Annotated in this window: 23 protein-coding genes and 2 pseudogenes; 7 read left to right on the forward strand and 18 right to left on the reverse strand. The window is 54.1% G+C overall.

The annotated features are described in order from the left end of the window. Nucleotides 1-14 precede the first annotated feature (14 nt). The 5 genes and pseudogenes from Q7F16_RS15305 to Q7F16_RS15325 all read right to left on the reverse strand — a co-directional run bounded on the left by Q7F16_RS15305 (nt 15) and on the right by Q7F16_RS15325 (nt 4,553). Nucleotides 15-1,931, reverse strand: a complete 1,917-nt coding sequence (locus tag Q7F16_RS15305; protein WP_082098003.1) for a solute symporter family protein — start codon at nt 1,929-1,931, stop codon at nt 15-17. Further along, nucleotides 1,909-2,244 carry a DUF485 domain-containing protein gene (locus Q7F16_RS15310; RefSeq protein WP_409557145.1) on the reverse strand — a complete coding sequence of 112 codons (336 nt, stop codon included), beginning with the start codon at nt 2,242-2,244 and terminating at the stop codon, nt 1,909-1,911. The genes Q7F16_RS15305 and Q7F16_RS15310 overlap by 23 nt, the downstream gene beginning before the upstream one ends. Nucleotides 2,245-2,422: 178 nt before the next feature. Continuing rightward, nucleotides 2,423-3,322: a LysR family transcriptional regulator gene (locus Q7F16_RS15315; RefSeq protein WP_046064195.1), complete on the reverse strand. Its 900-nt coding sequence runs from the start codon at nt 3,320-3,322 to the stop codon at nt 2,423-2,425. Between the two features lie 144 nt (nt 3,323-3,466). After that, nucleotides 3,467-3,667 (reverse strand): annotated as a pseudogene (locus tag Q7F16_RS15320) (transposase); the annotation flags it as partial. Nucleotides 3,668-3,791: 124 nt separating this feature from the next. Beyond that, nucleotides 3,792-4,553 carry an SDR family NAD(P)-dependent oxidoreductase gene (locus Q7F16_RS15325; protein WP_409557144.1) on the reverse strand — a complete coding sequence of 254 codons (762 nt, stop codon included), beginning with the start codon at nt 4,551-4,553 and terminating at the stop codon, nt 3,792-3,794. A gap of 18 nt (nt 4,554-4,571) precedes the next feature. Here Q7F16_RS15325 and Q7F16_RS15330 point away from each other — a divergent pair. Beyond that, nucleotides 4,572-4,932, forward strand: a pseudogene (locus Q7F16_RS15330) (GNAT family N-acetyltransferase). 68 nt (nt 4,933-5,000) lie between these two features. On the opposite strand, the gene Q7F16_RS15335 reads toward Q7F16_RS15330, so the two are convergent. Beyond that, nucleotides 5,001-5,945: a LysR family transcriptional regulator gene (locus Q7F16_RS15335; RefSeq protein WP_046064196.1), complete on the reverse strand. Its 945-nt coding sequence runs from the start codon at nt 5,943-5,945 to the stop codon at nt 5,001-5,003. A 122-nt stretch (nt 5,946-6,067) separates the two neighbouring features. Here Q7F16_RS15335 and Q7F16_RS15340 point away from each other — a divergent pair, with 122 nt between their 5' ends. Then, the gene (locus Q7F16_RS15340) at nt 6,068-6,994 is read left to right on the forward strand and encodes an alpha/beta hydrolase (RefSeq protein WP_409557143.1); all 927 of its coding nucleotides are present in this window, start codon (nt 6,068-6,070) and stop codon (nt 6,992-6,994) included. Nucleotides 6,995-7,358: 364 nt separating this feature from the next. Here Q7F16_RS15340 and Q7F16_RS15345 read toward each other — a convergent pair whose 3' ends face one another. From Q7F16_RS15345 to Q7F16_RS15355, 3 genes are all read right to left on the reverse strand, one after another. Then, nucleotides 7,359-7,745, reverse strand: coding sequence for a hypothetical protein (locus tag Q7F16_RS15345; protein WP_409557142.1), 387 nt, complete (start codon nt 7,743-7,745; stop codon nt 7,359-7,361). 44 nt (nt 7,746-7,789) lie between these two features. Then, entirely contained in the window at nt 7,790-8,044 is a 255-nt protein-coding gene (locus tag Q7F16_RS15350) for a hypothetical protein (RefSeq protein ID WP_053180412.1), read from the reverse strand. Between the two features lie 85 nt (nt 8,045-8,129). Next, nucleotides 8,130-9,047, reverse strand: a complete 918-nt coding sequence (locus Q7F16_RS15355) for a LysR family transcriptional regulator (RefSeq protein WP_409557141.1) — start codon at nt 9,045-9,047, stop codon at nt 8,130-8,132. An 85-nt stretch (nt 9,048-9,132) separates the two neighbouring features. Between Q7F16_RS15355 and Q7F16_RS15360 the strand changes: the two genes are divergently transcribed. Then, nucleotides 9,133-9,924 (forward strand): NAD(P)H-dependent oxidoreductase, encoded by a 792-nt coding sequence (locus Q7F16_RS15360; RefSeq protein WP_409557140.1) that lies wholly within the window; start codon nt 9,133-9,135, stop codon nt 9,922-9,924. A gap of 502 nt (nt 9,925-10,426) precedes the next feature. Beyond that, a complete protein-coding gene (locus tag Q7F16_RS15365; protein ID WP_409557139.1) occupies nt 10,427-11,383 on the forward strand; it encodes a hypothetical protein in 957 nt (318 codons plus the stop codon). A gap of 529 nt (nt 11,384-11,912) precedes the next feature. Here Q7F16_RS15365 and Q7F16_RS15370 read toward each other — a convergent pair. The 3 genes from Q7F16_RS15370 to Q7F16_RS15380 all read right to left on the reverse strand — a co-directional run bounded on the left by Q7F16_RS15370 (nt 11,913) and on the right by Q7F16_RS15380 (nt 14,374). Next, the gene (locus Q7F16_RS15370) at nt 11,913-12,425 is read right to left on the reverse strand and encodes a hypothetical protein (RefSeq protein WP_409557138.1); all 513 of its coding nucleotides are present in this window, start codon (nt 12,423-12,425) and stop codon (nt 11,913-11,915) included. A 135-nt stretch (nt 12,426-12,560) separates the two neighbouring features. Next, complete coding sequence (locus Q7F16_RS15375; RefSeq protein WP_409557137.1) at nt 12,561-13,331, reverse strand: hypothetical protein; 771 nt, start codon at nt 13,329-13,331, stop codon at nt 12,561-12,563. Between the two features lie 440 nt (nt 13,332-13,771). Then, a complete protein-coding gene (locus Q7F16_RS15380) occupies nt 13,772-14,374 on the reverse strand; it encodes a hypothetical protein (RefSeq protein ID WP_409557136.1) in 603 nt (200 codons plus the stop codon). A 233-nt stretch (nt 14,375-14,607) separates the two neighbouring features. On the opposite strand from Q7F16_RS15380, the gene Q7F16_RS15385 reads away from it, so the two are divergent. Then, complete coding sequence (locus Q7F16_RS15385; protein ID WP_409557135.1) at nt 14,608-16,893, forward strand: KAP family P-loop NTPase fold protein; 2,286 nt, start codon at nt 14,608-14,610, stop codon at nt 16,891-16,893. Nucleotides 16,894-17,217: 324 nt separating this feature from the next. Here the strand turns inward: Q7F16_RS15385 and Q7F16_RS15390 are convergent, their stop codons facing one another. From Q7F16_RS15390 to Q7F16_RS15405, 4 genes are all read right to left on the reverse strand, one after another. Beyond that, entirely contained in the window at nt 17,218-18,252 is a 1,035-nt protein-coding gene (locus tag Q7F16_RS15390; RefSeq protein ID WP_152644378.1) for a hypothetical protein, read from the reverse strand. Between the two features lie 278 nt (nt 18,253-18,530). After that, on the reverse strand, nt 18,531-19,115 hold the full coding sequence (locus Q7F16_RS15395; protein WP_409557134.1) for an addiction module antidote protein: 585 nt from the start codon (nt 19,113-19,115) through the stop codon (nt 18,531-18,533). A gap of 1 nt (nt 19,116) precedes the next feature. Continuing rightward, on the reverse strand, nt 19,117-19,431 hold the full coding sequence (locus tag Q7F16_RS15400) for a type II toxin-antitoxin system RelE/ParE family toxin (RefSeq protein WP_409557178.1): 315 nt from the start codon (nt 19,429-19,431) through the stop codon (nt 19,117-19,119). Nucleotides 19,432-19,598: 167 nt separating this feature from the next. After that, nucleotides 19,599-19,871, reverse strand: coding sequence for a hypothetical protein (locus Q7F16_RS15405; RefSeq protein WP_043042470.1), 273 nt, complete (start codon nt 19,869-19,871; stop codon nt 19,599-19,601). A gap of 288 nt (nt 19,872-20,159) precedes the next feature. On the opposite strand from Q7F16_RS15405, the gene Q7F16_RS15410 reads away from it, so the two are divergent. Continuing rightward, nucleotides 20,160-20,831, forward strand: coding sequence for a DUF2268 domain-containing putative Zn-dependent protease (locus Q7F16_RS15410; RefSeq protein WP_057450957.1), 672 nt, complete (start codon nt 20,160-20,162; stop codon nt 20,829-20,831). Here the strand turns inward: Q7F16_RS15410 and Q7F16_RS15415 are convergent. Together Q7F16_RS15415 and Q7F16_RS15420 are read right to left on the reverse strand one after the other, a co-directional pair. Beyond that, entirely contained in the window at nt 20,785-21,306 is a 522-nt protein-coding gene (locus Q7F16_RS15415; RefSeq protein ID WP_409557133.1) for an HIT family protein, read from the reverse strand. The genes Q7F16_RS15410 and Q7F16_RS15415 overlap by 47 nt on opposite strands. 113 nt (nt 21,307-21,419) lie before the next feature. Then, on the reverse strand, nt 21,420-22,286 hold the full coding sequence (locus Q7F16_RS15420; RefSeq protein ID WP_046064209.1) for a LysR family transcriptional regulator: 867 nt from the start codon (nt 22,284-22,286) through the stop codon (nt 21,420-21,422). A 102-nt stretch (nt 22,287-22,388) separates the two neighbouring features. Here Q7F16_RS15420 and Q7F16_RS15425 point away from each other — a divergent pair, with 102 nt between their 5' ends. Further along, nucleotides 22,389-23,306: a DMT family transporter gene (locus tag Q7F16_RS15425; protein ID WP_409557132.1), complete on the forward strand. Its 918-nt coding sequence runs from the start codon at nt 22,389-22,391 to the stop codon at nt 23,304-23,306. Nucleotides 23,307-23,645 lie beyond the last annotated feature (339 nt).

The following is a 23,645-nucleotide window of genomic DNA, read 5'->3' on the forward strand; positions in this document are numbered from 1 at the left end:
GAAACCTTGACGAATTAGTGTTGAGCCGCTTGTGCGACGCCCAGGCCGGTCTCGCGGCGCACGGAAAACTCCACCCAGCGCGACAGCGACAGCTGGCTGGGGAACAGCAGCGAAAACAGAATGACCAGGGCAAAGCCGAGCGGGATAGAGATCAACCCCGGGTTGCGCAGCTGCACCCATGGCTCACGCAGGCCGATGAGGCTGGTGGCCGAGTCCGGGATCAGGCTGGCGGTTGCCTGTTGCTTGGTCACATCGTTGAGCAATTGCTCGCGCTCCGTGGCGGTGGCAACCAATGCGCCCTTGTCGATCAATTCGATTTTGGCTTGGGATTTAGCGGCTGCGGCCAGCGCCACCTGTTTTTGCTGCAGCGGGTAGCTCATATTCGGCGACACCAGCACCAGGCCGATGGACAGCACCGTGCCGCCCAGCAAGCCCGCGATCACGCCAGCGGTGCTGCAGCGGCGCCAGTACAGGGTCAGCAGCAGTGCCGGAAGGTTGGCCGACGCGGCGACCGCATAGCCCAGCCCGACCAGTTGCGCGACGTTCTGGCCCTTGGCCGAAATGCCCACGCAGATGGCGATGACGGCGATCGCCAATGTCGCCAGGCGGGCTGCGGTGGCCTGCTCGCCCTCGGTGGCCTTGCCCTGGCGCACGGCGCCTACATACACGTCATGGGCGAGTGTGGAGGCTGCTGCCAGCGTCAGCCCGGCGACCACTGCGACTATGGTTGCGAAGGACACGGCCGCGACGAACGCGAGCATCAGGTTGCCGAGCAGGCTATCGGCGCCACCGCCCAGGAACTGGGCCAGCATCGGGGCGGCGAGGTTGCCGCCCTTGTCCATGGCGGTAATCGCGAAGGGCCCCAGGTGGAGCGCGGCGGAGAAACCGATGACGATGATGAACAGATGGCACAGGCCGATCAGCAACATGGCGGTCAGCGCCGAAGTACGGGCACTTTGTGCGTCGCGCACGGTAAAGAAGCGCATCAGGATATGGGGCATGGCCGCCGTGCCGAGCACCAGCGCCAGGCTCAGGGAGATCTGTTCCAGCGGATTCTTCAGGTACAGCCCAGGCTCCATGAAGCGTTGCCCGGCTTGTTCCGCCGAGAGTTGGGACACGCCGTTGAGCAAGGTGCCGAGCACGTGTTTCTGCACGGCCGAGCTGCCTACCAGGTCGCTGAAAAAGGCACTGATGTTGAAGCCATAAGGGGCCCAGCTCAGTACCACCAACAGGAAGCAGAAGGCAATCAGCAAGGTGGCCTTGAGGATCTGCACCGAGGTGGTGGCACGCATGCCGCCAAACAGCACGTAGACCAGCATCAGCACGCCCACCGACACCACCGATATTTCGAATGGGATACCGATAAGTGCAGCGATGATCACGGCGCCGCCAACGATCTGCGGCACCATATAAAAGAGCGCGACCAATACACTGGAAATCGCTACGGCGAACTTCGAGGCGCGGAAGTTATTACGAAACGCCAACACATCGCCCAAGGTATATTTACCCAAGTTGCGGCAAGGCTCGGCGATCAGTAGTAGCACCGGTATGAAAGATACAAAGAAGCCGATGACGTAGGTTATACCGTCCAACCCATAGATGGCGATAAGGCCGGAGACCCCTAGAAATGCGGCTGCTGACAGGTAATCACCGGCAATGGCGAGGCCGTTGATCCGGCCGGACAATGCACCGCCCGCGGTATAGAAATCCTTCACCGAACTGTTCTTGCGCGCGGCCCAGAAGGTAATCCCAAGGGTGATCAGGAACAGCGCGGCAAACACGCCGAAGGTCAGTGGCCGGTTGGCTTCGGAGACCAGCGTGGCGGCGTTGCCCTGGCTGGCCGTGAGCAAGGCGGCCAGCCCCATGCAGGCTTTGAATGCTGTCGAGCCGCGCAGGGTGGCCAAGCGGTTAGTGCGGTTGGTTTGGGTCATGATTGATGCTCACGGAAGCTTCGGAAACCAGGGCGACGGACATCGCGTCGATGTTCTTCAAGCGGCAGGCATAAAAAATGGCAATCGCAGCACCGAAGAAATATTGCCCGACCAGATACACCAGGCCAACATTGATGGCGCCATAAATCTTATAAGAAAGAAATTCGGGGAAGTATGCAGAGAACAATGGAATGGCGAAGTACACCGCCATGCTGATCAGCATCAGCGTGGAGACCAGCCGGCGCCGTCTTTTAACCAGTATTGCAAAGTTTGGGTGCTCGAATATGGCACTCCAGATGGAGTCTTGTTTCATTGAGTGCGCCTCGGTCGGGTAGGTGGCGAACTCAGTTTAAAGTACGGGCCCAGACTGCCAAGCCGTAATGCAACAACGCCTATTGCAAAGCTGCATCGCCGAAACGGTGCTTGAAATGAAGAAGTGCTGCGATATGGTGCAAAAGTGCGCAATTATCAATTTTGGATGTCGCGTGGTATTAGTTGATGGTGAATAACTCGTCGTTACGAAACAGCCGCGACAGGTGCTCCAGCATGGTCTTGATTCGCGGCACATAACGCAGGTCCTGATGGACGCTCAGCCATAGATCGCGGGTGACCTTGGGCCCATTCAGCGGGATTTTCCGCAGACCAAAGCGTTCGGCATGGGCAAAGGAGGGCAGCATTACCAGCCCTGCGCCGGCGCTGGCGGCAAACATCTGCGCGAGCATGCTGTTGGAATGGAATACCAGTTTAGGCGTTGAAATCAGTTCATCGAGCCATTTGACCGCCTCGATCTGCACCAACTCTTCGATGTAGCCGACGAACAAGTGGTTCTCCAATGTCTGCAGCGAAGGGGTGCCGTGAGATAGCAAGTAGTCGTCGCTACCGTACAGGTTCAATTCGAACTGCCCGACTCGTTCGGTGTGAAAGCCCTGGCCCGAGGGCTCGAAGAAGCCCAGGAAGATATCTGCCTCGCGCCGGGTCACCTGCAATTGGTGGGTCGAAGTGACCAACTCCAGGGTGACGTTGGGGTGCAGCAATTGCAGCTTTGGCACCTGCTGGGTCAGGTAGAGCGAGGCCAGGCCTTCCATGGTACCGACCCGGACCCTGCCGGAAACCGTGTTGGTGCCCGAGGACAACTGCTCAAGCAGCCCGGAAAAACCGTCGCCCATCACTTCCACCTGCGCCAGCAAGCGAGCGCCTTGGTCATTCAACTGCAAGCCTGAACTGCTGCGCTCGAATACGCTAAAGCCAAGGGCGTATTCCAGCTGGTTGATCCGGCGGCTTACCGTCGACTGGTCGATCTTCAGCTGTTTTCCCGCTCGGGAGAGGTTCTGGCACCTGGCGACGTGCATGAAGATCCGCAGATCATCCCAACTCAGATTGTCCGGCTTCATGGCGTGCTCGTTGGCTGATGGAAGGGCTCATTCTAAGCGGTAACGTAGCCAGCCTTAGCCATCCGCACACGTACGGCGCTGCCGATTTGAAAGATTACTCTGCAGTTTTCGGAAAAGAATATGGCACAAATGAGTGCAGGCGACCTAGGGCTTGTATGAAAAGTCAGCCCGCAAACATCTCTCGATGCAGGCCAGTGTGACCATGGCTTTAAAGCTGCTGGCAAGTTTGTCGTAACGCGTACAGAGCCGACGTTTTTCCTGGAGCCAGTTGAACAACCGCTCAATAACGTTGCGTTTTTTGTACTGAGGCCCGTCACACAAACGCGGCAGGCCTGGTCGAGGCTTTTAGTCAAAGCGACTTTTCAGACAAACCCTAGTCCGTCCTGAGAAGCTATGCTGCCCGTCCTTTGGGCGAGCCGGCGAAACAGAGTGCCCCGTCTTCTCACCTGCTACACCGGAGCACGCTAGCCTAGGTCAGATTCAACCCGCCGTCTGAGAGGAGTATCTCACCGGTCAAGTAGTCCGACTCGACCAGCATGACAACAGCTTTTGCGATGTCGTCTGGGCTAGCGGCCCTGCGCATAGGTGCGCGAGTTCGCCACAACTCTTGGGCATCTGTCCATTCTGCGGTCAGAGGCGTGTCGACCAAGCCAGGCGCCACAGCGTTTACGCGAATTTCTGGCCCCAGCGATACCGCGAGCAAGCGGGTCATGTGATTAAGCGCAGCTTTGCTTACCGCATAGGGAATCGATGCGCCCTTAGGACGGATGCCGGCATGGGAACTGATGTTTACGACGCAACCTGCTCGACGGTAACGGGCGGCATCGCGCAATGCCGACTCGGCCAATGCGACCAGGTGGAACGGCGCCACGACATTAACCTCGTTAAGCTCGTGCCACACCGTCGAGTTGGCCGCGGCAAGGTCGCTGTGCGGAATGACTCTGCTAATACCGGCATTATTGACCAATACGTCGAGCTGCCCCCACGCGGCGATCGCCTCGTTAATAAGCCTGACCCTGTCAGCTTCGAACGCAAGATCAGCTTGCACGTAAATAGCCTGCTTCATTTCGGCAACCATAGCGCGTCCCGTATCTGCAGAATTTCGCGAATGGAGCACCACCGCATAGCCTGCCCGGCTTAGTACACGTGCAATGGCTGCGCCGATACCGGAAGTGGATCCTGTCACCAACGCGACGGGTAATACGTTATCGATTGTCGGAATGGGTTTCATATGGATATCTCGAATGGGTTGCCTGTAGAAATCCAGCTTTCGGAAAATGCGACTGAGGCAGAACGACTAGGAATTTCATAACCTGGCCAACGGTGGAGACGACGCCCATGAAACATTTGCTCTGTTGCTACGAGACCCTGACAGTAACGAAGTCATTGGCGGACTGTACGGCAAGGTCTCTTATCGATGGCTGCTCATCGATCTTGTCAGCGTTCCCGAGTCGATGCGTGGTCAGGGTATTGGTGAACGGCTAATGCGCATGGCCGAAGAAGTCGCGCAGAAAAAGCACTGCACCGGTATCTGGCTGGAGACCTTCAGCTTTCAGGCCCCCGGGTTCTATCAAAAACTTGGCTACTCCGAATTCGTGCCCAAAGTCTGAAGTCGAAGCCGGTGTGAGATGAATTTACGGCGTATAAGCCGCGGACCGACCAGATACATGCGCTTCGCTCAGGGGGCAGACAGAGGAGTACCTTTCGCCGGATTATGCTCCCATGGTGGAAAAGGCGACCAAGCCTCCACAAGTTTATCGATGAAGAGTCGAATTTTTGGAGAGAGGTGCCGCTTGCTAGGGTAGATCACCCGAATAGGCTCTGCGGCCTCTGCATATCCTGCGAGCAATTGAACGAGCTTGCCGCTTCTCAAATCGTCGTTAACCACGTAGGAAGGAAGAGTCGCGATACCCAGGCCTGCGACAGCTGACTGGTGCAATGACTCAGCACTGTCCATCTGTAGCCTTCCACCATGAGTAACTGGCAAAGAGCGACCGTTCACTCGAAAATTCCAGGGAAGCAGTCTCCCGCCGCTCACGAAATGCAGGCACTGATGCTCGAAGAGATCTTCGGGCGTTTTTGGGGGGGCATGCTCAGCCAGATACTTGGGTGAAGCGCAGGTAATCATTTGTTGGTAGGCCACGGTGCGCGTGAGCAACCGAGAGTCTTCCTTGGGAGGCCCGATGCGCACGGCCAAGTCAAATCCCTCATCAATCAGGTCGACCAGCCTGTCGGAAAAGGTGATATCCACGCTCAAGGATGGCCAATCCTTCAGACAGCACTCAATGTGCTGAAGGACATGAAGTCTGCCCAACGCAACTGGCAGGCTCATCCGCAGTCGTCCACTGGGTGTCGAACGACGAAACGCAAGGGCATCCTCCACATCGTCCAGATCCTGAAGAACGCCCACGCAGCGCTCATAAAGAACCTGGCCGTCATCCGTCATGCTCAAACTACGGGTGGTGCGATTCAGCAAACGTACCTGTAATCGAGCCTCAAGCCTGACTATGGACTTCCCCACTGCCGAGCGAGTAAGGCCAAGTTGCTTGGCCGCCGCAGTGAAGCTCCCAGCGTTTACCGAGCTTACAAACGCTGCAATATCGTTCAGGTTATGGAGTTCCATGGGACCTCTGGACGTCAACGTTCGGGCGGCTTAGCACCCGGCTATGGGGAACCCTATTCCCCAATCATGAGCATAATATCTCAATTAGCCATTCCGTTGCCCAGCGATCAATTGAGGTCATTATGAACATTAAAGTGCAAGCAGCCGTCCAAACCTGGGCTAACAGCCTTAGCGATCTGGTACCCGTTCTCAAGGGAATCGATACCACCACAAAGATGAGCGACATCCGCGACTCCTACGCAAAAATGCTCGCGCAAAATCCAGCGCCTGCTGGCGTCAAATTTGAAGCAGTCGACATGGGTGGAGTGCCAGGCACACTGGTCACTCCGGACGAGATCAAAAGCGACGCAGTAGTGATGTACATCCACGGCGGTGCTTACATTGTTGGGCGTCCAGACGGCTATCACGGCATCGGCGGCAACTACGCAAAGATGCTCGGTGCTCGTGTGTACATGCCGGACTACCGCCTTGCCCCTGAACACAAGTTCCCAGCCTCTATTGACGACACATTGCGCGCCTACGAGTGGTTGCTTGAGCAGAAAATCCCGGCTAACAAGATTGCATTCTCTGGCGAGTCAGCTGGCGGCGCGATGGTTGTCAGCGTGATGGTGGCGGCCAAATCCAAAGGACTTCCATTGCCTGCGGTTGGCGCTTCCATTTCGCCATGGGCAAACCTTGAACACACCGGTGCTTCCATGAGCAATCGTGAAGGTTTGGATCCTCTGAACTCCAAGCCTGTCCTGGATATTCTGGCCAGGGCGTTCTTGGGCGACACATTGGCCAATCATCCTCTGGCCTCTCCTGTGTTCGCGGACGTCACTGGACTTCCGCCAATTCTGGTGCAGATCGGCGAGAACGAGCTGATGTTGAGTGACGCGATGCATCTTGCAACTCATTTGGCTGATAACCGCGTTCGCGTCAACCTGGAAGTTTGGCCTGCGATGTTCCATGCCTGGCACTTCTACGCCACCATGCTGCCAGAAGGTCAGCAGGCAATGGAGAGTTCCGTGCGCTTCATTGAGGTTGGCCTGGCCGACGCTAATCGCTAAAACGTAAACCGACCGCGGCAGTTTCCGACAGTTGCGGTTCACCCCTTGGCATTCAAACAACGGGACTCATCCTGGATGGGTACGCACCTGCGTCGACGACGAGGCCAAAACTGGTTTTGTCCGGCACTAAGGTTGATTGCATCGAGATAGACATTCTTGACGGTCCACATCCTCTTTCTGAGAAGTTGTTTCCTGAGCAGCTCAACATATACGCACGTTAATTTAGCTAAACGAACCATTACAGCGGTGTCAGCTTTTGGCCGAAAGCAACCCGTTACTCCGGGCGTAGCTGACTTCCAGTTCGCAAGATGACCTGGCCGTATGTCTTCTCGCGTGCCGTCGAGAATGAGCCCGCAGCAGTGGGTCATCGATGGCTCGCAGGCGCGTTGGTCGTGTGTACCTTGGCCAGGCGCAGGCGCCAGTCGCCGCCATGCCGGAGGCGGCATTCTTCTTCGGAGTCGAAACTGACGCAGCGGGCCATGTGGGTGACGTGTACGCCGGCGTCGTTCAGGGCGGCGATGGTCAGCTCACGCATGCGTTTGTCTGCCCCCGTTGAGAGGGCGTGGTCCTGGCTGGCGCGGCTGTCGAAAATCCAGATCACGCGCAGGCTTTGGGGAAAGGCGCGATAGTCGACGGTGTGGGTCAGCCAGGCGAAGCCCGGGATTTCAGTTTTGGCGGTTTCACAGGCTTCGGTCAGGGTGGCGATGAGACGACGCTCAATACGGGCGTCGTCACGTGAGGTGGATGGCATAAAAGGCTCCAGGCGGGGTATTCAATGGCTTAGGTGTCAGCCCCTCAACGTGGGCTTTGTTGAATCGAGAGGCGTAATCGTTGCCACTCGTTCCAGCAATCCTCGGCAACGATATCCGCATAGCCCCGCTCTTGTTCCATCGCCAGCGCGGTGGCAAAGGTTACTGCAATGCAGGTGGCTTGGTCTCGGATGTTGCAGACTTCGAGTTCGGTGAGTGGGGCGCCTTTTTTGGACTCGGCTGCTGTGAGTACAGCTGCAAGGGCGGGTACGAAAACCAGGCATAGGGGATCGGAGGACATTAGCTTCTTCCTTGGAGTGAATTGGACATTATTAAGGGGACACGGGGCAGGGGGGGCGTCGTCATCGTTTCATGGTCCGGTCCATTTATTTCTGCGCGCCGGTTGTTTCCAACGTCGAAGCAATAAGGTCGCGCAGCCACATATGGGCAGGATCGCGATGCAGTCGCTCGGGCCATAACATCAGCATTTCAAACCCGGGAATGGCCAGCGGAGGTGCCTGGACGTGAAGCGTAGGCTCATGTTTCACCAGCCTTTCCGGTACCACCGCAACCAAATCGCTGTGCACCAATGCTGAGACCAGCGAGTTGAAATTGGACACGGACAATACCACTCGCCGTTCCAGACCTTCAGCTGCCAGCGCGTGGTCGGTACTGCCAACGAAGCCGGCGCCATCGGGTGACATGACCGCATGTTCAAGCGCGCAGAACGCTTTGAGCGACAGCTTGGTTGCCAGCGCGGGATGGCCGCGCCGCGCCGCCAGCACATAGCGTTCGTGAATCAAGGAACGCTGACGCAACTTGGGCGGCGCTTCATCGCGGGTGTGCAGCGCCAGATCGATTAGGCCGTTTTCCAGATCCTTGGCATAGTCGCCAGTCGGTTTATTCACAAGCGCCAACCGCGTGTACGGCGCCAGGCGCCTGAGCCGCGAGAGCGACGGCCAGATCAAGGCAGTCGTCGCATAATCACTGGCAGCGATCTTCCACGTTTGATGGGACCGTCCGGGTTCAAAAGCGGCCACAGGACTCAGTGCGCTTTCCAGCGCGGCCAACGCGTCACGCAAAGGGCCCTGCAATTCGCGAGCTCGCTCGGTGGGCGACATCCCTCGGGGGCCAGGCAGCAAAAGCGGATCATCAAGAATGTCCCTCAGCCTGCCCAGTTGCAGGCTGACGGTCGGTTGCGCGAGATTGAGCAAGCGTGCTGCCCGCGTCACATTTTGCTCGGCCAGCAAGGCATCCAATGTGACCAGCAAATTAAGATCCAGACGGCGCAAGCTATTGTGCATGCAAATACCATGTGTTTCGGGAATTCATTTCTATCATAGCGGATGCAAGCTTACGGTGAGGGACACATTCAACGCGGAGCCCCTCATGAAAATACTGCTGATCTACGCCCACCCCGAACCTCGTTCGCTCAATGGCGCGCTCAAGGATTTTGCGATCACTCATCTGGAAACAGCAGGCCACGAGGTCGAAGTCTCAGATCTCTACGGCATGCGGTGGAAAGCATCCCTCGATCCGGACGACGCCCCAGGTTATGACGCAGAAACGCCTTTCAACCCGGCGCTGGAATCCCAGCGTGTATTTGCCGCTGGCAGCCAACCGGCGGACATCCAGGCAGAGCAGGCCAAATTGCGCTGGGCCGATGCCGTCATCTTTCAATTTCCGCTGTGGTGGTTCTCGATGCCTGCGATTCTCAAGGGCTGGATCGAACGCGTCTACGCTTACGGTTTTGCCTATGGTGTGGGCGAACATAGCGAAAACCACTGGGGCGATCGCTACGGCGAAGGCAGCATGACAGGCAAGCGCGCCATGTTGGTGGTCACGATGGGCGGTTGGGAATCCCACTACAGTGGCCGAGGGGTGAACGGCGCGTTGAATGACCTGTTATTCCCTATCCAGCATGGGGTGCTTTTCTATCCTGGCTTCACGGTCATGCCGGCCTTCCCAATCTATAAGACCAGCAAGATGGACGCCGCCCGGTTCCAATCCATTTGCACGGCTTATGCCGCTCGCTTGAATACGCTCTTCAGTGATCAACCCTTGCCATTTCGTCGCCAGAATCATGGCGATTATGAAATTCCGGCGTTGACGCTTAAGCCGCATCTTGCAGCTGGTCGTTGTGATCTTGGTATTCATGTTAGTGACGGTGAGAGGGTTTAAGGTAAAACGTGGATTGGAGAAAGTGGCCAGGCGCGCGACTTGGCGCGTACTGACTGCTGAAAACGCCTTTCTTGCGCGCTGCTACGTGAAATCTGAGCCCGAAACCCTCGCTGGCATCAGCAGCAGACTAGAGCTGCGTCAGGACTGCGGTATGCATTAGGAAACGACGATTTTCATAACACGCGTTAAACCCTCAACGTCGTTTATGTAGCCGTACTTTTGGTTGCTATTGAAGATCGCATAATCACCCGCGCTGACAGTGACAGGGCCCTCTTCGAGTTCAATGATGACCCAAACTTCCCTGTTGCCGAGACGACAGCGATGAACATCAAGTGCCCGCACATACAGGACGAAGGGCCGGCGGGCGAGGTGGCGCAGCCACGTGGGAACACGAGCTCAGGGCCGGTTCCTACTGAGCCTTGGTGCCGGCATAGGGAGAGGTGGCGCATGGCCGCTATGGTATCTACACTCAGCGTTCCAACACAATGCAAGGAAAGCAGATATGCGCAGGGTCTTAGCTTTAATAATGATGTTGTCGTTGGGTGGTTGCGAAACTCTTACGATCGCGATGACAAAAAAAATAGAACCGCAAGCTGACGAAGCTGATGTCGGGATTCTTCAAGTAGTAGCAACTCCGGGAACCGAAAATCCTTTATGGGGAACTGGCGGCAGTGACTTAAAGACGCACTGCACTACTGGCGATCAAAAACTTTTCGAGGCTATTTGGGTGCCGATTGTAGTTAATTTGGCAATCAAGGCGGGTGGGGCAGCTGCAAGTAAATACGTCAAGGGAGTCAAGGAGGACTCATCTAAATCCACAAAATTTAGAGCGTTTGTTAATAGCCAAACGTTGAAAAGTGCAAGTTGCTTGATTGCATATCGCGGGCCGGAAGTATTGATGAATGGCCAAGTCGCCCCCAAGGACCGTGAGCCGAATGCTCTTGTGGTAATGACAGTGGAACGCTATGGGAAGGCTATGCGACTGGTTCCAGTGTACGCATACGCCAGAAACAGCATTTCACTGACGAAGTGCACTGGTAAGTGCGGTGACGCTAAGATAGCGGAAGGAAAAATAAACATTGCTGTTGCAGTTACAGCCGTTGCCGCTGTACCTAATCAGTTGGGTGATATCAAACTTCAAGAGCTTGGTACCGCTACAGTGACTGTAAAGAAAGTCCCGTTGCGTGACGAGGTTAAGAAAAGAACCAAAGTAAAAGTTAATACTGCGGAAGGTGTAGAGGACGAGGAAATTGTGACGCCAGTTGGTGCTCCATCGGACATCATTGCTTTACCCATCGATGATGTCGGGGTTCAGTTGACCGTTGTGATGTCTGAGATCGGCGATGCAGCTGGCGACCCCGATGTGGCAGAAGCTGAAATCCAAGCAGCAGTTGAGTCGCTCAGCGTGGGTGCTGAAGCTGAATTGAAAGCCCATTACGAAAGGGAAGCGGAAGATTGATAAGGATGGCCCAGTGCAGGCTGGGCCTTTTTCTGTGTGCTCCTCCTTCTTGACTCCTGTAGGGTTTCCCCCTCTAAACTTGCTAGCAAGTTAAGTCGTGCGCTCAGCGGTGCGCGGGTTGACGATACCTGGCACCTTCGGGCCCCCTGAGGCCACGGCGATATGTGGCGGGACAAGCTGGATCCAAGCGAGTGTATCCAGCGGCCCTTCTTGAGAGGCCACTCCCGGCCGATTCTGTTGAAAAAGTCGGTTCTTCCAGACCGCTTGCATACTGACCGATGAAAATGCCTTTTTGCGCGCCGCTACGCGAAATCTGAGCCTGGAATCCTCTGCTCAATGCAAAGATTTTAATCTCACGCGCGTGCTTTTCTACCGTGGAAACCATGGCGACTTTTTCAACAGAATCGGCCAAAAGCAGCCAGTCAAAGCATCTAGGAAGTCAGTGGTGATTCAGAGAAGCATTAATGAGTCTACGTAAATGCCGGGCCGCCAGCTTTTTTGAGCCCTCCCTCGTCGGCATCTGCTGTCGTTACTCCACCTCCCAGAGTAACAAGCACACTTCTCCCTGCTCACCATCGCTAAAGTATTTTTTTGAGTCTGGCGCTGCCCAGAAGGGCATATCCTCAAACCAGTAGGCCCACTTGGCCTGAAGGTCTGTTTCTACATCGCTGCACAACAACATCAACTGAACCTTCCGAACCCCTTGCCCAACGGCGCCTTGGAGTTTTTCCCGGTCTTCTGTGATTTTGGTTTTCCATTTGTTTTGCGTATAGGCATGCACCAACGACGTTTCCACCAACCAGGTTGTACCATCCTTCGCCCAAATCGCGATGTCACCCAATTGGGCAGATGCGTGCCCAGTAAAGTGTGTCTTGTAGCCAGGTTTGGGACTGCACTTGAATGCTAGAGCGGTAAACGCGCTGAATTGTTCCCAGTTGAACCACTCTTCAAACGAGTAGCCGGTACCTGCAAAGCGCGTGATATCACGGGCCTTGGGGATAAAGTGGTCTTCCAGGATCTGAGCGAGATCGCTTAGGGTCATGTACATCGTCCTTGTATTGCTAATGGGGAAACAGCCAGCGTGCGCCTAGAGGGGCTTGGTGGAACCAAAGAACTGTTTTGTGAGGCGCAGCATACAGCCGCTACCTCATAGTGTAGAAAAGCATCAGGCCCCGACTTATTGTTGTTCTGAACTAACTTCGGTGGGTAGCTGAAATTTAAAAAAATCGTAAATGTACGAAGCTGTTAAGGATCCTGTAACACCTAATGAAATGGCAAATACGCTCGATATTGCTAGGGCTGCTAGGGGCTTCGTCTTTACGAAATCGAACGCCCTGTAATAAAGGTGCTTTTGAATGTTTTTAATTTCTTTTTGTACCGTTTTAATCATTTTCGTTGAAATTCTTTCATTTTTTAGTCGCTCCTCGCACTCTCCGCATACAATAGGTTTGTCACAGGATTCGACGAGATCAGACTTAATGCCATTCATATCAAAAAGACAGCCGCGTGTTTCGTCGTGGGTGAAGCTTGGTGCTACTCCAAAACCAGGGATTTTATTTCCGGAGCGTCTGTAGAGCAACGTGTAGCTATATAGAACTCGGAGAACAACATTTTCAAGTGGTATGTTTTCCCAGTTCAGGAATTCTCGAATTTGGCAGAATGTTAGAACAATTTTATTATCTCCGAGGCGCCGAGAGTACCAGTTATCTTCAATTGGAACGTTAACTAATGCAATTGAGAAGTCAGCGCCAGCATTCGGAGGGAACTGAGTCTTCAGTAGCATATCGGAATAAGCCCAGTTAGCCTCGTCTGAGTCACATCGCAATGAAAGATTGTCAATGTCACCAATCAATTCAAATACTTCAGATTTCCAGCTTGACACCTCTTGGAGGTTGAGGTGCAGAGGAATATGGCCAATGGTTACGAGTTTTATTCTTACTTTTTCCATGTGCTAAAACGCTCTATTTAGATAGCTGTAAAAGTGCAAAAAATTACCGTTTTTAGTGCGCGTTGGATATTTTTTTTTGCATAACTGACCCTGTCATGATTACTTTTTAAATAAAATCTGAACTCATTTGGTCGCCCTGTCAGCCTGTTATGGTCTTGAGAAAAAGGGGGCGAATTTATCTCCAGCAAATAAATCTGTCTCCTTTTCACTGAGGTTGGATTCAAAACCTGTGACGTATTCCTGCAACACTTGAATACAACGATGACTGGGTTATCCCTATCAGATTGCTGTTTTTTTATTGCTCTGTTCATCTCGGTTGTGAGTGGAGTTCTGACTTCCATCTGCTGATTTCTCCATTAGTCCACGCAATGCGGAAAATGACGATATACCCCAACCCCAAAAAAAACTTCAACCATGCAGTTGGGCGTCTTGATTGTTATTTACATAAATCCGGAGTCTCTTACTGGAGCCCCGAGAGCGACACCGTCCCATAGAGGGTGATGAAGCTCAGGCCCGCTGGTTCCAAGATCTGAAATATCATGACATATTTGATATCGTGCGCCGTCAGCCGAAATCAACTCAATGCTAACTAGCTCATAGGCATTGAAGGCATAGTCAAAATCACTTGGTAGCTTAAATTCAACAGGATGATTTATATTAATTGGCAGAATCTGCCCCGGATCGAGTAGGCAGGAATTTATCTCAGTGTCGTATAAAATCGTGAACGAATGACTTGACCGCATATGCCCACGCTTGTCAGGTCCTCTGAGAATCTCAACAGATTTTACATATAGTGCCTGTTTGCCGGTATTGCTTAAGGTGTACCTGAGGTGCCGTGTCGCGGGACTAACAAGACGATCCTTAGGTGTATCGTAAATATTGTCTCCAAATTGCAATAAAATTGACTCAGGTGTAAACGTTCTTTCGAGAAGGATCAACATCGCGCTGGAAGGTTTGTGTAGTTGAGAAAAATACAACGCTGCGAAGGAAACGAGCAATGCCCCGCCTGAAAGAGCCCACGTCATTAAGTCTTTCGCTTCCATCTATCAGCTCCATCTGCCCCCGCTATCACACCCGATTCCAAACCAAATTGCCAGCATGATCACGGAGGTCGGCGCCTGACTGGAGAAATCCTTGTTGTCGACCCACCAAATATGAGAGAAAACGTACATTCATGAGGTGGGTAGTTCGTATCTCGCTCTAGCTCAGCAGGCTTGTACAAAGCGAAGCAAGGGCATCAGCCCGTAAGAGTTACAGAGACATCAAGGAGAGAGTCGTGAGATGGATTCGCAAGCTTTTTGGTATGGGCGCTCAAGGCTCAAAAGCCTCGTCGGATGCTCCGGCAGAGGAACTGGTTGGTCACGATCGAGAAAGCGACGAGGATGGCGATCAGTACTTCTCGGACGAGCCCATCACCTCAAAACATCAAGATAGGTTCGGGCGAGCGCCTTACGCAGCGCGTATCGCTGAGACAATCGCTAGGCGCCGCGATCCCTCAAGCATCGTCATCGGTCTGTTTGGCCCGTGGGGAGATGGAAAAACTTCAGTTCTCAAGATGATGGAGGAGTCGCTAGATCAGCACGGACAGGTCGTTACAATACGATTCAATCCTTGGCACTTTCCTTCAGAAGACGCGCTTTTGCGCGGTTTTTTTGCGACCCTGGCTGAGGCCTTGGGCAAAGAGCCAGCGTTCAAAGAAAAAGCGGCTGCGCTGCTTGAGTCCTACGGAGGGATCCTGTCTGTCATCTCAGTCGCTCTGCCGGGTGTAGAGATCAATCCAGGGGAAGCTGCCAAGCAGATCGGAGAGTCATTATCCAAAGTCAGTCTCGATAAGCTTAAGGATCAAATTGACGCTCTTCTGGGCCAAAGCGGGAAAAGATTGGTCATCCTTATCGATGATATTGACCGGTTGGACAGACAAGAAACCCATGCCATTTTCAAGCTGGTAAAGCTCTCGGCAAGCTTCAAGTACACCTGCTACGTTCTGGCTTTCGATGACGAGGTAGTCGCTGCTGCATTGGGTGAGCGTTACGGCGCCGGTGGACAAGAAGCAGGGCGTGCGTTTCTCGAAAAAATCATTCAGGTACCTTTGCATTTACCACCTGCTGATCAAATGAGTCTGCGAGAGATCGCTTTCGAGGGCGTCGAACATGCTCTCAATCAAGCAGGGATTGTTCTTGACCAGCGTCAGGTCGACGTATTCTGTCGCCATTTTGTAGACGGGCTTGAGCCGAAGCTTGAAACTCCACGAGTTGCCAAGCTGTACACAAACGCACTGATGTTTGCACTTCCACTCGTCAAGGGGGAGGTCAACATCGCTGAGTTCATGCTTGTTGAAGGGCTCAGGGTGTTGTACCCGAAGCTTCATACAGCAATTCGCGACAACGCAGATTTGTTTTTAAAAGGGGAGCCCCGTGAAGCTTTGCGAGGTTTGGAAAAACCTCCGTCCGCCGTTGATCGACTCCTCGAAACCGCAATGCCGGGTTCTTCCTCAGAAGAGCGAGGCCAGGTGCGAGAGCGATTTTTGAAACCTCTTTTTCCGCGAATCAGCAACATGATGTACGGGGGCGATTGGGAGGAGAGGTGGGCTAGAGAGCGAAGAATCTGTTCGAGTCGGTATTTCAAACGCTACTTCGTTTACGGAGTGCCTGAAGGAGACATATCGGATAATCGTTTAACAGACTTGATAGACGCCCTCGTCGCAGCAGATGCCGATTCGCAGCGCAGTCTGCTGAGCATGTATTCCAAGCGCGTCATGCCGCAATTGATCCAAGCACTTCGAGATCGTGCGAACTCTCTGGATGAAGTATCGGCGTTAGCGATAGCAATCGCTGTTGCGAGGAACGGAGATCTTCTTCCGCGCGAACGCGGAGCGTTCGTAATGGGCGGCACGATGATGTACGCCGGTATGCTGATTTCTCAACTTATCAGGCGTATTCCCTTATCAGACAGGCAGTCAGCCGCTGAGGCAGTACTTGGAGCGGCGCATCCAATGGCTATGGGTATGGAGTGCGTTCGTTGGCTCACACACTCAAAGGACACACCTGAGGAGCGACGAGTTCTTCCTGATGGAGCGGACGACGTTCTTTACCAACAGTTCGCTGTTCGCATCCGTGACGCGAACGAAGTTGAACCGTTGTTCATGCAGGCAGGAAGAGACGCACCAAATCTTTACTGGTACTGGCAGCACGGAAGAAATCGAGAAGAGATCGAAGAGGGCTTGCGTGAGCTTTTTGATAAAGACCCTGCGAAGCTGGATGACTTTCTCGACACCTACATTGGAGAAGGATGGGAGGTAGAAAGCGGCCTGCCGGTTAGGTCTGACCTAAGGCGCGAGACCTACAACAGTGTCGCGTCAATAATTTCACCGGACTACGTTTTTGATAACCTCCGTACCCGTTACGGTGCCGAGCTGGACGACCCTCAGTACTATCAGGATGGAAAGCCAGCGAGGATAACGGCCCACCAGTTCGCTTCTATACATCTTACGGTTCTCGCTGAACAGCTCCCTCAGCCCGCGGATGCCGACGGTTCAGGCAGTGATCTTGAGCAATTGGAGTGATGGCGATCAGGACGCGCCTCTAAAGAGAAACTGGCTCGGCGCTTTTCACGGTTTGAATCGTCCCTAGTTTGTTAGACAGGCTGAATGACCGCTCTTGGCCGATTTCTGCCAGTCACCACCGTCAGCTTTAGGCCGGTTGCCGTCCTTCACGACAGGCAAAAAACGGCCAAAAGCAGCCGCTCGGTAGTGGAGTCTTTAGACCCTTTGCAGCCATTGAACAGCGGCAGAAATCGGCCAAAAACCGATGTTCAATGGTGCCTATCAAGCGGTGGGGGAAGCCTCCCCGACTGCTCTCGGTTATGGTCATAGAAGCGTCTACGAGCCTCAAGACGACGCAGTCTTCTCCTTCACGTCATAGTTTTTTTTCTTCGCAAAGACGCCACCAACGACTGTCGGCTCTATAAATAAAATCTTTCTCTTGCTAGCTCCAGGGCCGTAGGGCTGCATTCGAAAATGCCCCTTCCTCCAATGTGTACGTTTTTCCTTTACATTTCTCGCGTGATTAAATCCTGTATCGGATTCATATATCACATTATCGACTGGACTAATCACAACTCTGTCATAGGTCTTCCGAAGCTTATCTTCAAATTTACGAATCTTGCCTATGCCCTTCAACGACGTTATTTTTTTTCTCATCTCCTTACGTTCATTGAAGGCAGTGTCACGGTATTGCTTGCAGTTAATGAATAATAGAACCTTGGCCATGTGATTTAATGTTTCAGATAAATAACTCATGTCGCCCGTAAAGTCATCATCCTGGCCGTACTCTTCCTCGACTCGACTGAGCTCCTGTTTTATTGTTCGCATCCCATCTTGTATGTAAAATCCTTGCACTCGCAGTGCGTCATCTTCCACATGCGCTTTACCCAATGGAGAGCCGGTAAACATCAGGTCCAGAATCCTAAGCGGCTTGTTAACATCCACCATTGAGCTATCGTTATAACGCTTCATCTCCATTGAGCCCGGATTAATTTGGGTCTCACTTATATATACGCCCTCTAGGATGTGCTCGTGAGTAAGTTCGTTATAGACTTTGAGTGAAGAGCTTCGGCTCTCTGTGAATTCGATATAACAAGTTTTAAACGGTGGGCGGAGGTAATCTACTGGAACGTCATCGCCAATCTCTGTTTCTTCCAAAATCTCATCAAGAAAATTTGATGTCGTCAAGATGTTACCATCCTGACGCCTGAATTTGTAAGAGTAAAGCGTTGTACTAAGCGCGATTCCCGCCATATGATCGGTTAAGTTGTCAGAGCGATGCAAAGAAAATATATCAGGTCGCAGTCTCATCATCGTCTGTGTCAAGTAGTCTATTGAGCAAGTTTCAATATCCAGCCCGGCGAAGACTTCGTCATACACTTGGTCCCTCGCCTGCGTGCACATCTCAGTATATTTGGAACAGGTGATTCTCACCGGGTGTGGCAATTTGTATGTGATGTCCATATTCCTCCAACCTACCAGTGAAATACAATAAACTCTATTGGACTCGGACAATGCCGAAAAATGAGATTATGACATTGCGGAAGTCGAATAGCCTCGTCGAATCAAAAGGGGAGGTATCGAGCTGACCATCGTCCGCTTCTGGCCGATTGCGCCTGTCACAAAGGGCTGCAAACGTTCCCTGGAAAGGGGACGGATTATTTGCCTGAAAATAGTTCCGTCCCCTTATTGCCCCCCTTGTTGTTACTTATATTGCCAGTCCCCGGTACGCTTAGAGGTGTTTCCGGTACGGCAGGCTTGGCGGCAGCTGGTTTTCTCGCAGCAGGTTTTGCGCTTGGTTTAGCTGCTGCTACGGTTGGCTTTTTCGCAGCGGATTTCGCGGTAGGTTTGGCCGCAGCTACCGATGGTTTGCTAGCGGTTGGAGCCGCAGCTTTGGGAGCCACCGCTAGTGTTGTAATCGGTTGTACGGTGAGTTCTACACCGATCGCAGTCATTAATTTTCTGATAGTTTCAAACCGTGTTTTTGCACCAGACTTCAGCACCTTATAAAGGCTTTCACGATTAACCCCTGCATCCTTGGCGACTTTATTGACACCTTTAGCTTTTGCAACTTCGGCCAACGCATGAATAAGGCCCTCCGTATCATCGGCTTTCATACTTTCAGCCAAATAAGCCGCTATAGCTTCCGGGGTATCGAGAAAGCGCGAAGCCTCGTAACGAGTCGTACCGGTAGTGTTGAGGCTAAGGACCGGCATATTCTCAGGGTTGAATTTGTCGCTCATGTCATTTACCTCTCAGGGCATCAAGAATCACTTTGGCTCTCTTAATGCCTCGTTTTTGATCTGTTTTATCGCTTCCGCTGAGCATCAAGTACTCTGCGATCCCCGAGCGTACAAAGTAAATTCTGTACCCTGGTCCGATAAAAACGCGCATTTCGCTCACCCCATCGCCAACCGGCTCGCAATCACCAAAATTGCCATTTCCGGCGCGATCCAAGCGGGCCAAGATGGCCGCTTTTCCTTGAGCATCCTTCACACTGTCAAGCCAATCCTCAAAATCGTGCGTCTGGTGGATCACGTATATTTTCTTATTGATCATAGTCCCATTTGTAGCCATATGGCTACTCCTGACGGGTGGGAGGTGGAGTGCAGATCATGGTTTTTTTATCGAGCATGGAGCTGATGGTGTCGCTCTGGCTGGCAGTAGGTGCTATTCGCATGATCCAGTTGCACGAAAACGGGCGCCTTTAGGCGCCCGTCGTTTCATCAGCTTTCAGCCTGCGCCTGAAGTCGCCGACCAATCACCTCCAGCAAATCACACCCATCGCGTAACGGAATCACCAGCAACTGTGCGAAATCTGAAAGCACCACAGTGTCGCTGGTAATCTCGGAGCGAAACGCAATGTTCTCCAGCACCTGAGTCACCACACGGATGCGGTAATCAGCTGTGGCGTGTAGTACGTCAAGCGGGGCTTGGGTGTCGATGAGCAGGGAAGCGGGAGTGCAGTCGATGCCGGTGATGGGTGTGTATCTTTGCATGGGATTGCTCCAATTAATTTAAAGGGCTGATCCGATACGCAGGTCGCCAAACCTGATCACCCTATTCGGCGATGGGAATGACTATAGGTTTCACCAGGTTTGACGGACAAGACACCTGCTTCCGAGAGCCTTGTAGGAATCGAGACAGTTTTTTGCCAGAGATAACCGGGCAGACAGAGGCTCAGTCGAATCTGATCGACACTGGACAGTTGCCCAGCGGGGGATCTACCGTCGCGAGCGGCCTGGAGTCATCGAGCCAGGTGCTTCGATTAATAAAGGAGAGGGGACATGGAGAAATGGACGCTGCACTGGCTGGAGGCCTCGGGGAGTCTTGCCGAGTTTCGCCGCGAGCTGGTTGATGAGTTTGACGCCGCTTACGAGGCTATTGCTCGCCTAATGCCCCCGCCGCGACTCGATGTCCTGATTCAGAGGCTACCGGGCGAAACCATTCCGGAAATGGGCCTGGTAGGACGGGCGTATCGCAGTTCCATGTTTACCATGACCCTTGATCCCGACAATCCGAATTTCTTTTCCAGCCTGCGCACCGGCGCACTGCGTCGGCATGTTGTTCATGAGGTTCATCATTGCCTGCGCATGGGCGGTCCTGGTTATGGTTGGACGTTAGGCGAGGCTTTGGTCAGCGAAGGGCTTGCCGGTCAGTTTGTTCGGCATGTGCTTGGTAGCGATCCGGAGCCTTGGGAGCATGCCATCGCATCTGCCGATCTATTGCGCTCACCGGTTGGGCTGCAAATTCTCGAATCACGATATTACGATCACAACGAGTGGTTCTTTGGTTTTGGCGACAAACCCAAATGGCTCGGTTACTCGTTGGGCTATCAAATGGTCGGACGTTGGCTTGCGTCGAGGGGCGAAACTGATATTTCGACCTGGGTCAACGCATCAGCAGCAGACATCATGGCCAACGCGCTGGAGGAAGGTTTGGTGTTGGCTGAGTCCTGAACGCTTGCTGCAACTGTTCAATTACCTGGCTGATAGAGGGCCCTTGGATCGCTGGCGGCGTGGGGCGCTCACCAAATTCACGCCAGATGAACAATGTCAGCTCTGCACCATCGGTCAATGTCTGGGCGTTTTCTTGAGTGCCAAAGGTCTCCAGCAGCCTGTACCGCGCATCTTTCCAGAACAGTGCCTCGACCCAGTCGTACACCGGGATGAAATGGAAGTGGATGGGGTAGCGGGGATCGTGGCCGAAGCGGCTGATGTAAAGCCATTTGGGGTTCAGTTGTGTTTCAACGACGCTCTGGATGTTTGCCATCAGGCTGCCCAGCTCTGCGAGTGCGGGTTCGGGCAATTGGGCCAGTGAATTAACGTGAGGCTTGGAGCCGAGCATGAGGTAGCCGGGCAGGGCGGATGCCAGGTGGTGGTTGACTATCCAGTGGGTGGTTTCGTGGAGGATGAAGTGGGGGAGTAATTCCAAAGCGGACTCCTTGTTAATGATTGGAATCTTCGTTTATCAGGATGATCGGGTATTGGGGCTGCTGCGCAGCCCAGCGGGAGCAAGCTCCCTCGCCACAGGGGAGAGTGCTGCAACTAGCCTTCGAACTCCGTTTGCAGCATCGTCAAAAACGCCTCTCTGGCAGGATGTTTCCCAGCGTTTTCATGCCAGTAAAAAAGGTTATCGATCCCCGTCAGCTCGGGAAACTCATACCCTGTCCAACCAGCGCCCTGGCGATATTGCTCATAGATCCCTCGGGGCACCAGCGAGACGCCGGCCCCCGCGCTGACACAGCCAACGATGGCGCCATAACTGGCGATGCTGGTGATCGGTTGCACCTGGTCATGACGCAGCAGCCACTGCTCCAGAGCCAAGCGGTACGGACAGCCCGTGGGCCACATGAAGATCGCCTTGCCTTGCAAATCGGCGGCGCTGCGCAGCGGGCCGTGGGACTCGGAGGCGATGAGCACCAGGTCTTCGCGGTACATCACGGCTCGCTTGAGTCCAGGCCGTTCGATGTCCACCGCTACGATCACGCCATCGAGCCGGTTATGTTGGATATCGTCCAGCAACTGCGCCCAGGTGCCCGTGCTCAGTTCCAGCGACACCTGCGGATGCTGCGCGTGGTATTTGGCGAGTAACTGCGGCAGGCGCCCGGTGGCGCTGGACTCGATTGCGCCTATGCGCAGTGGTCCACTCGGTGCGCGGGTGGGGGCGACTGCGCGGCGGGCTTCTTCCGTCAGGCTCAGTATTTTTGTCGCGTACTCCAGAAACACTTCGCCCGCTGGGCTGACCCGCAGCCCGCGACCTTCGCGGAAAAACAGCGACGTGCCGAGTTCCCGTTCCAGGGACTTGAGGCGTGCGGTGATGTTGGACGGCACGCAGTGCAGCACTTCGGCGGCGCGGGCGATGCTGCCGGTGTCGCAGACCGTCTTGAGCATGCGCAGTTGGGACAGTTCCATAGCTCACCGAAAGTGAATGGTGGGTTGAGTTTAAGTCACTTGTGCTGAGGTTGGGTGGTTTCGATACTTCGAGGCAAATCGGCCAGTGAGCAGGAACTTTAGATGGAAACGCGTTTTGCGCGGGTTGAAGGTTCCTCCGGCAAAACCGGTGTGAAGGTTATTCTGGCGACGCTGTTGGTGATCGTTTGCTGGGCCTATTCGCCGATTGGTATCCGCATTGGCTTGCAGGCTTATGAGCCGGGTCAATTGGCGTTGGTGCGGTTTCTCATCGCCTCGGTGTTCATGGCCTTCGTTGCGATGGTGAAGGGTATTTCCTCGCCGCGTCTCAGGGATTTGCCGTTGCTGGCGGTGTTGGGTTTCTTTGCCGTCAGCTTGCACCACATCGCCCTCAATTACGGTCAGCGAGGCGTCAGCGCCGGGGCGGCCAGTGTGCTGGCCCAGTCCACGCCGTTGTTCAGCACACTACTGGCGCATTTTGTCTTCAAGGACAGGGTCAGCGGTTGGCAGTGGGGGTGTGTGCTGTGCGGCTTGCTTGGCGCAGGCGTGGTGGTCGCGGGGGATCGTGGCCTGGGTGACATGGACGCCCATGGACTGTTGATCCTGTTGGCGGCGCTGTCCTGGAGTTTGTATTTCGCTTTGCAGAAGCGCCATGCCCATCGTTATGACGGTTTCACCCTGGTTTGCTACACCGTTTGGTCGGGCACGGTTCTGTTGTTCATTTTTGCGCCGGGCATGTTGAGCGCGGCGCGACAGGCTTCGGCTTCGGTGAGTCTGGCGGTGTTGATTCTCGGTATTTTTCCCAGCGCGTTGGCGTATCTTGCTTGGGCTTACGTGCTGGCGCACAGCAACGTGAGCCGCGCTTCCATGGCGCTTTACCTGATACCGCCCACGGCGATGTTGATGGCTTCTTTGGTTCTGGCCGAGCGCCCGTCAATGATGGTTATTGTTGGGGCGGTGATTGTGTTGATGAGCGTGCTGGTGTTGAGGCTTGAGCCGGGGAGTGGGGCAAAAGTCGGTTGATTCTGTTGTGGGTGTCGGCAATCCCACACACGGATTGCGGGAGCTGTGAACGATCGTTCCTCACGCTCCACGTGGGAACGCCGCCAGGGACGCTCCGCGTTCCGCTTCTGGAAGGTGACGCAGAGCGTCACGGGATGCATTCCCACGCGGAGCGTGGGAACGATCGGGTTGCGGGGGCTGTGAGGATCGTTCCTCACGCTCCGCGTGGGAGTGCCGCCAGGGACGCTCCGCGTTCCGCTTCTGGAAGGTGACGCAGAGCGTCACGGGATGCATTCCCACGCGGAGCGTGGGAACGATCGGGTTGCGGGGGCTGTGAGGATCGTTCCTCACGCTCCGCGT

Source organism: Pseudomonas sp. Lb2C2 (assembly GCF_052112205.1).
Classification (GTDB): Bacteria; Pseudomonadota; Gammaproteobacteria; order Pseudomonadales; family Pseudomonadaceae; genus Aquipseudomonas; species Aquipseudomonas kilonensis.

What these genes read in the sequence shown, in the direction of transcription:
- Q7F16_RS15365 (WP_409557139.1), top strand. Translation starts at nt 10,427, where the DNA reads ATGCGCAGGGTCTTAGCTTTAATAATGATGTTGTCGTTGGGTGGTTGC.
- Q7F16_RS15380 (WP_409557136.1), bottom strand. Translation starts at nt 14,374, where the DNA reads ATGGAAGCGAAAGACTTAATGACGTGGGCTCTTTCAGGCGGGGCATTG.
- Q7F16_RS15375 (WP_409557137.1), bottom strand. Translation starts at nt 13,331, where the DNA reads ATGGAAAAAGTAAGAATAAAACTCGTAACCATTGGCCATATTCCTCTG.
- Q7F16_RS15350 (WP_053180412.1), bottom strand. Translation starts at nt 8,044, where the DNA reads ATGTCCTCCGATCCCCTATGCCTGGTTTTCGTACCCGCCCTTGCAGCT.
- Q7F16_RS15420 (WP_046064209.1), bottom strand. Translation starts at nt 22,286, where the DNA reads ATGGAACTGTCCCAACTGCGCATGCTCAAGACGGTCTGCGACACCGGC.
- Q7F16_RS15345 (WP_409557142.1), bottom strand. Translation starts at nt 7,745, where the DNA reads ATGCCATCCACCTCACGTGACGACGCCCGTATTGAGCGTCGTCTCATC.
- Q7F16_RS15360 (WP_409557140.1), top strand. Translation starts at nt 9,133, where the DNA reads ATGAAAATACTGCTGATCTACGCCCACCCCGAACCTCGTTCGCTCAAT.
- Q7F16_RS15310 (WP_409557145.1), bottom strand. Translation starts at nt 2,244, where the DNA reads ATGAAACAAGACTCCATCTGGAGTGCCATATTCGAGCACCCAAACTTT.
- Q7F16_RS15395 (WP_409557134.1), bottom strand. Translation starts at nt 19,115, where the DNA reads ATGAGCGACAAATTCAACCCTGAGAATATGCCGGTCCTTAGCCTCAAC.
- Q7F16_RS15340 (WP_409557143.1), top strand. Translation starts at nt 6,068, where the DNA reads ATGAACATTAAAGTGCAAGCAGCCGTCCAAACCTGGGCTAACAGCCTT.
- Q7F16_RS15325 (WP_409557144.1), bottom strand. Translation starts at nt 4,553, where the DNA reads ATGAAACCCATTCCGACAATCGATAACGTATTACCCGTCGCGTTGGTG.
- Q7F16_RS15425 (WP_409557132.1), top strand. Translation starts at nt 22,389, where the DNA reads ATGGAAACGCGTTTTGCGCGGGTTGAAGGTTCCTCCGGCAAAACCGGT.
- Q7F16_RS15315 (WP_046064195.1), bottom strand. Translation starts at nt 3,322, where the DNA reads ATGAAGCCGGACAATCTGAGTTGGGATGATCTGCGGATCTTCATGCAC.
- Q7F16_RS15405 (WP_043042470.1), bottom strand. Translation starts at nt 19,871, where the DNA reads ATGCAAAGATACACACCCATCACCGGCATCGACTGCACTCCCGCTTCC.
- Q7F16_RS15335 (WP_046064196.1), bottom strand. Translation starts at nt 5,945, where the DNA reads ATGGAACTCCATAACCTGAACGATATTGCAGCGTTTGTAAGCTCGGTA.
- Q7F16_RS15400 (WP_409557178.1), bottom strand. Translation starts at nt 19,431, where the DNA reads ATGATCAATAAGAAAATATACGTGATCCACCAGACGCACGATTTTGAG.
- Q7F16_RS15410 (WP_057450957.1), top strand. Translation starts at nt 20,160, where the DNA reads ATGGAGAAATGGACGCTGCACTGGCTGGAGGCCTCGGGGAGTCTTGCC.
- Q7F16_RS15355 (WP_409557141.1), bottom strand. Translation starts at nt 9,047, where the DNA reads ATGCACAATAGCTTGCGCCGTCTGGATCTTAATTTGCTGGTCACATTG.
- Q7F16_RS15305 (WP_082098003.1), bottom strand. Translation starts at nt 1,931, where the DNA reads ATGACCCAAACCAACCGCACTAACCGCTTGGCCACCCTGCGCGGCTCG.
- Q7F16_RS15370 (WP_409557138.1), bottom strand. Translation starts at nt 12,425, where the DNA reads ATGACCCTAAGCGATCTCGCTCAGATCCTGGAAGACCACTTTATCCCC.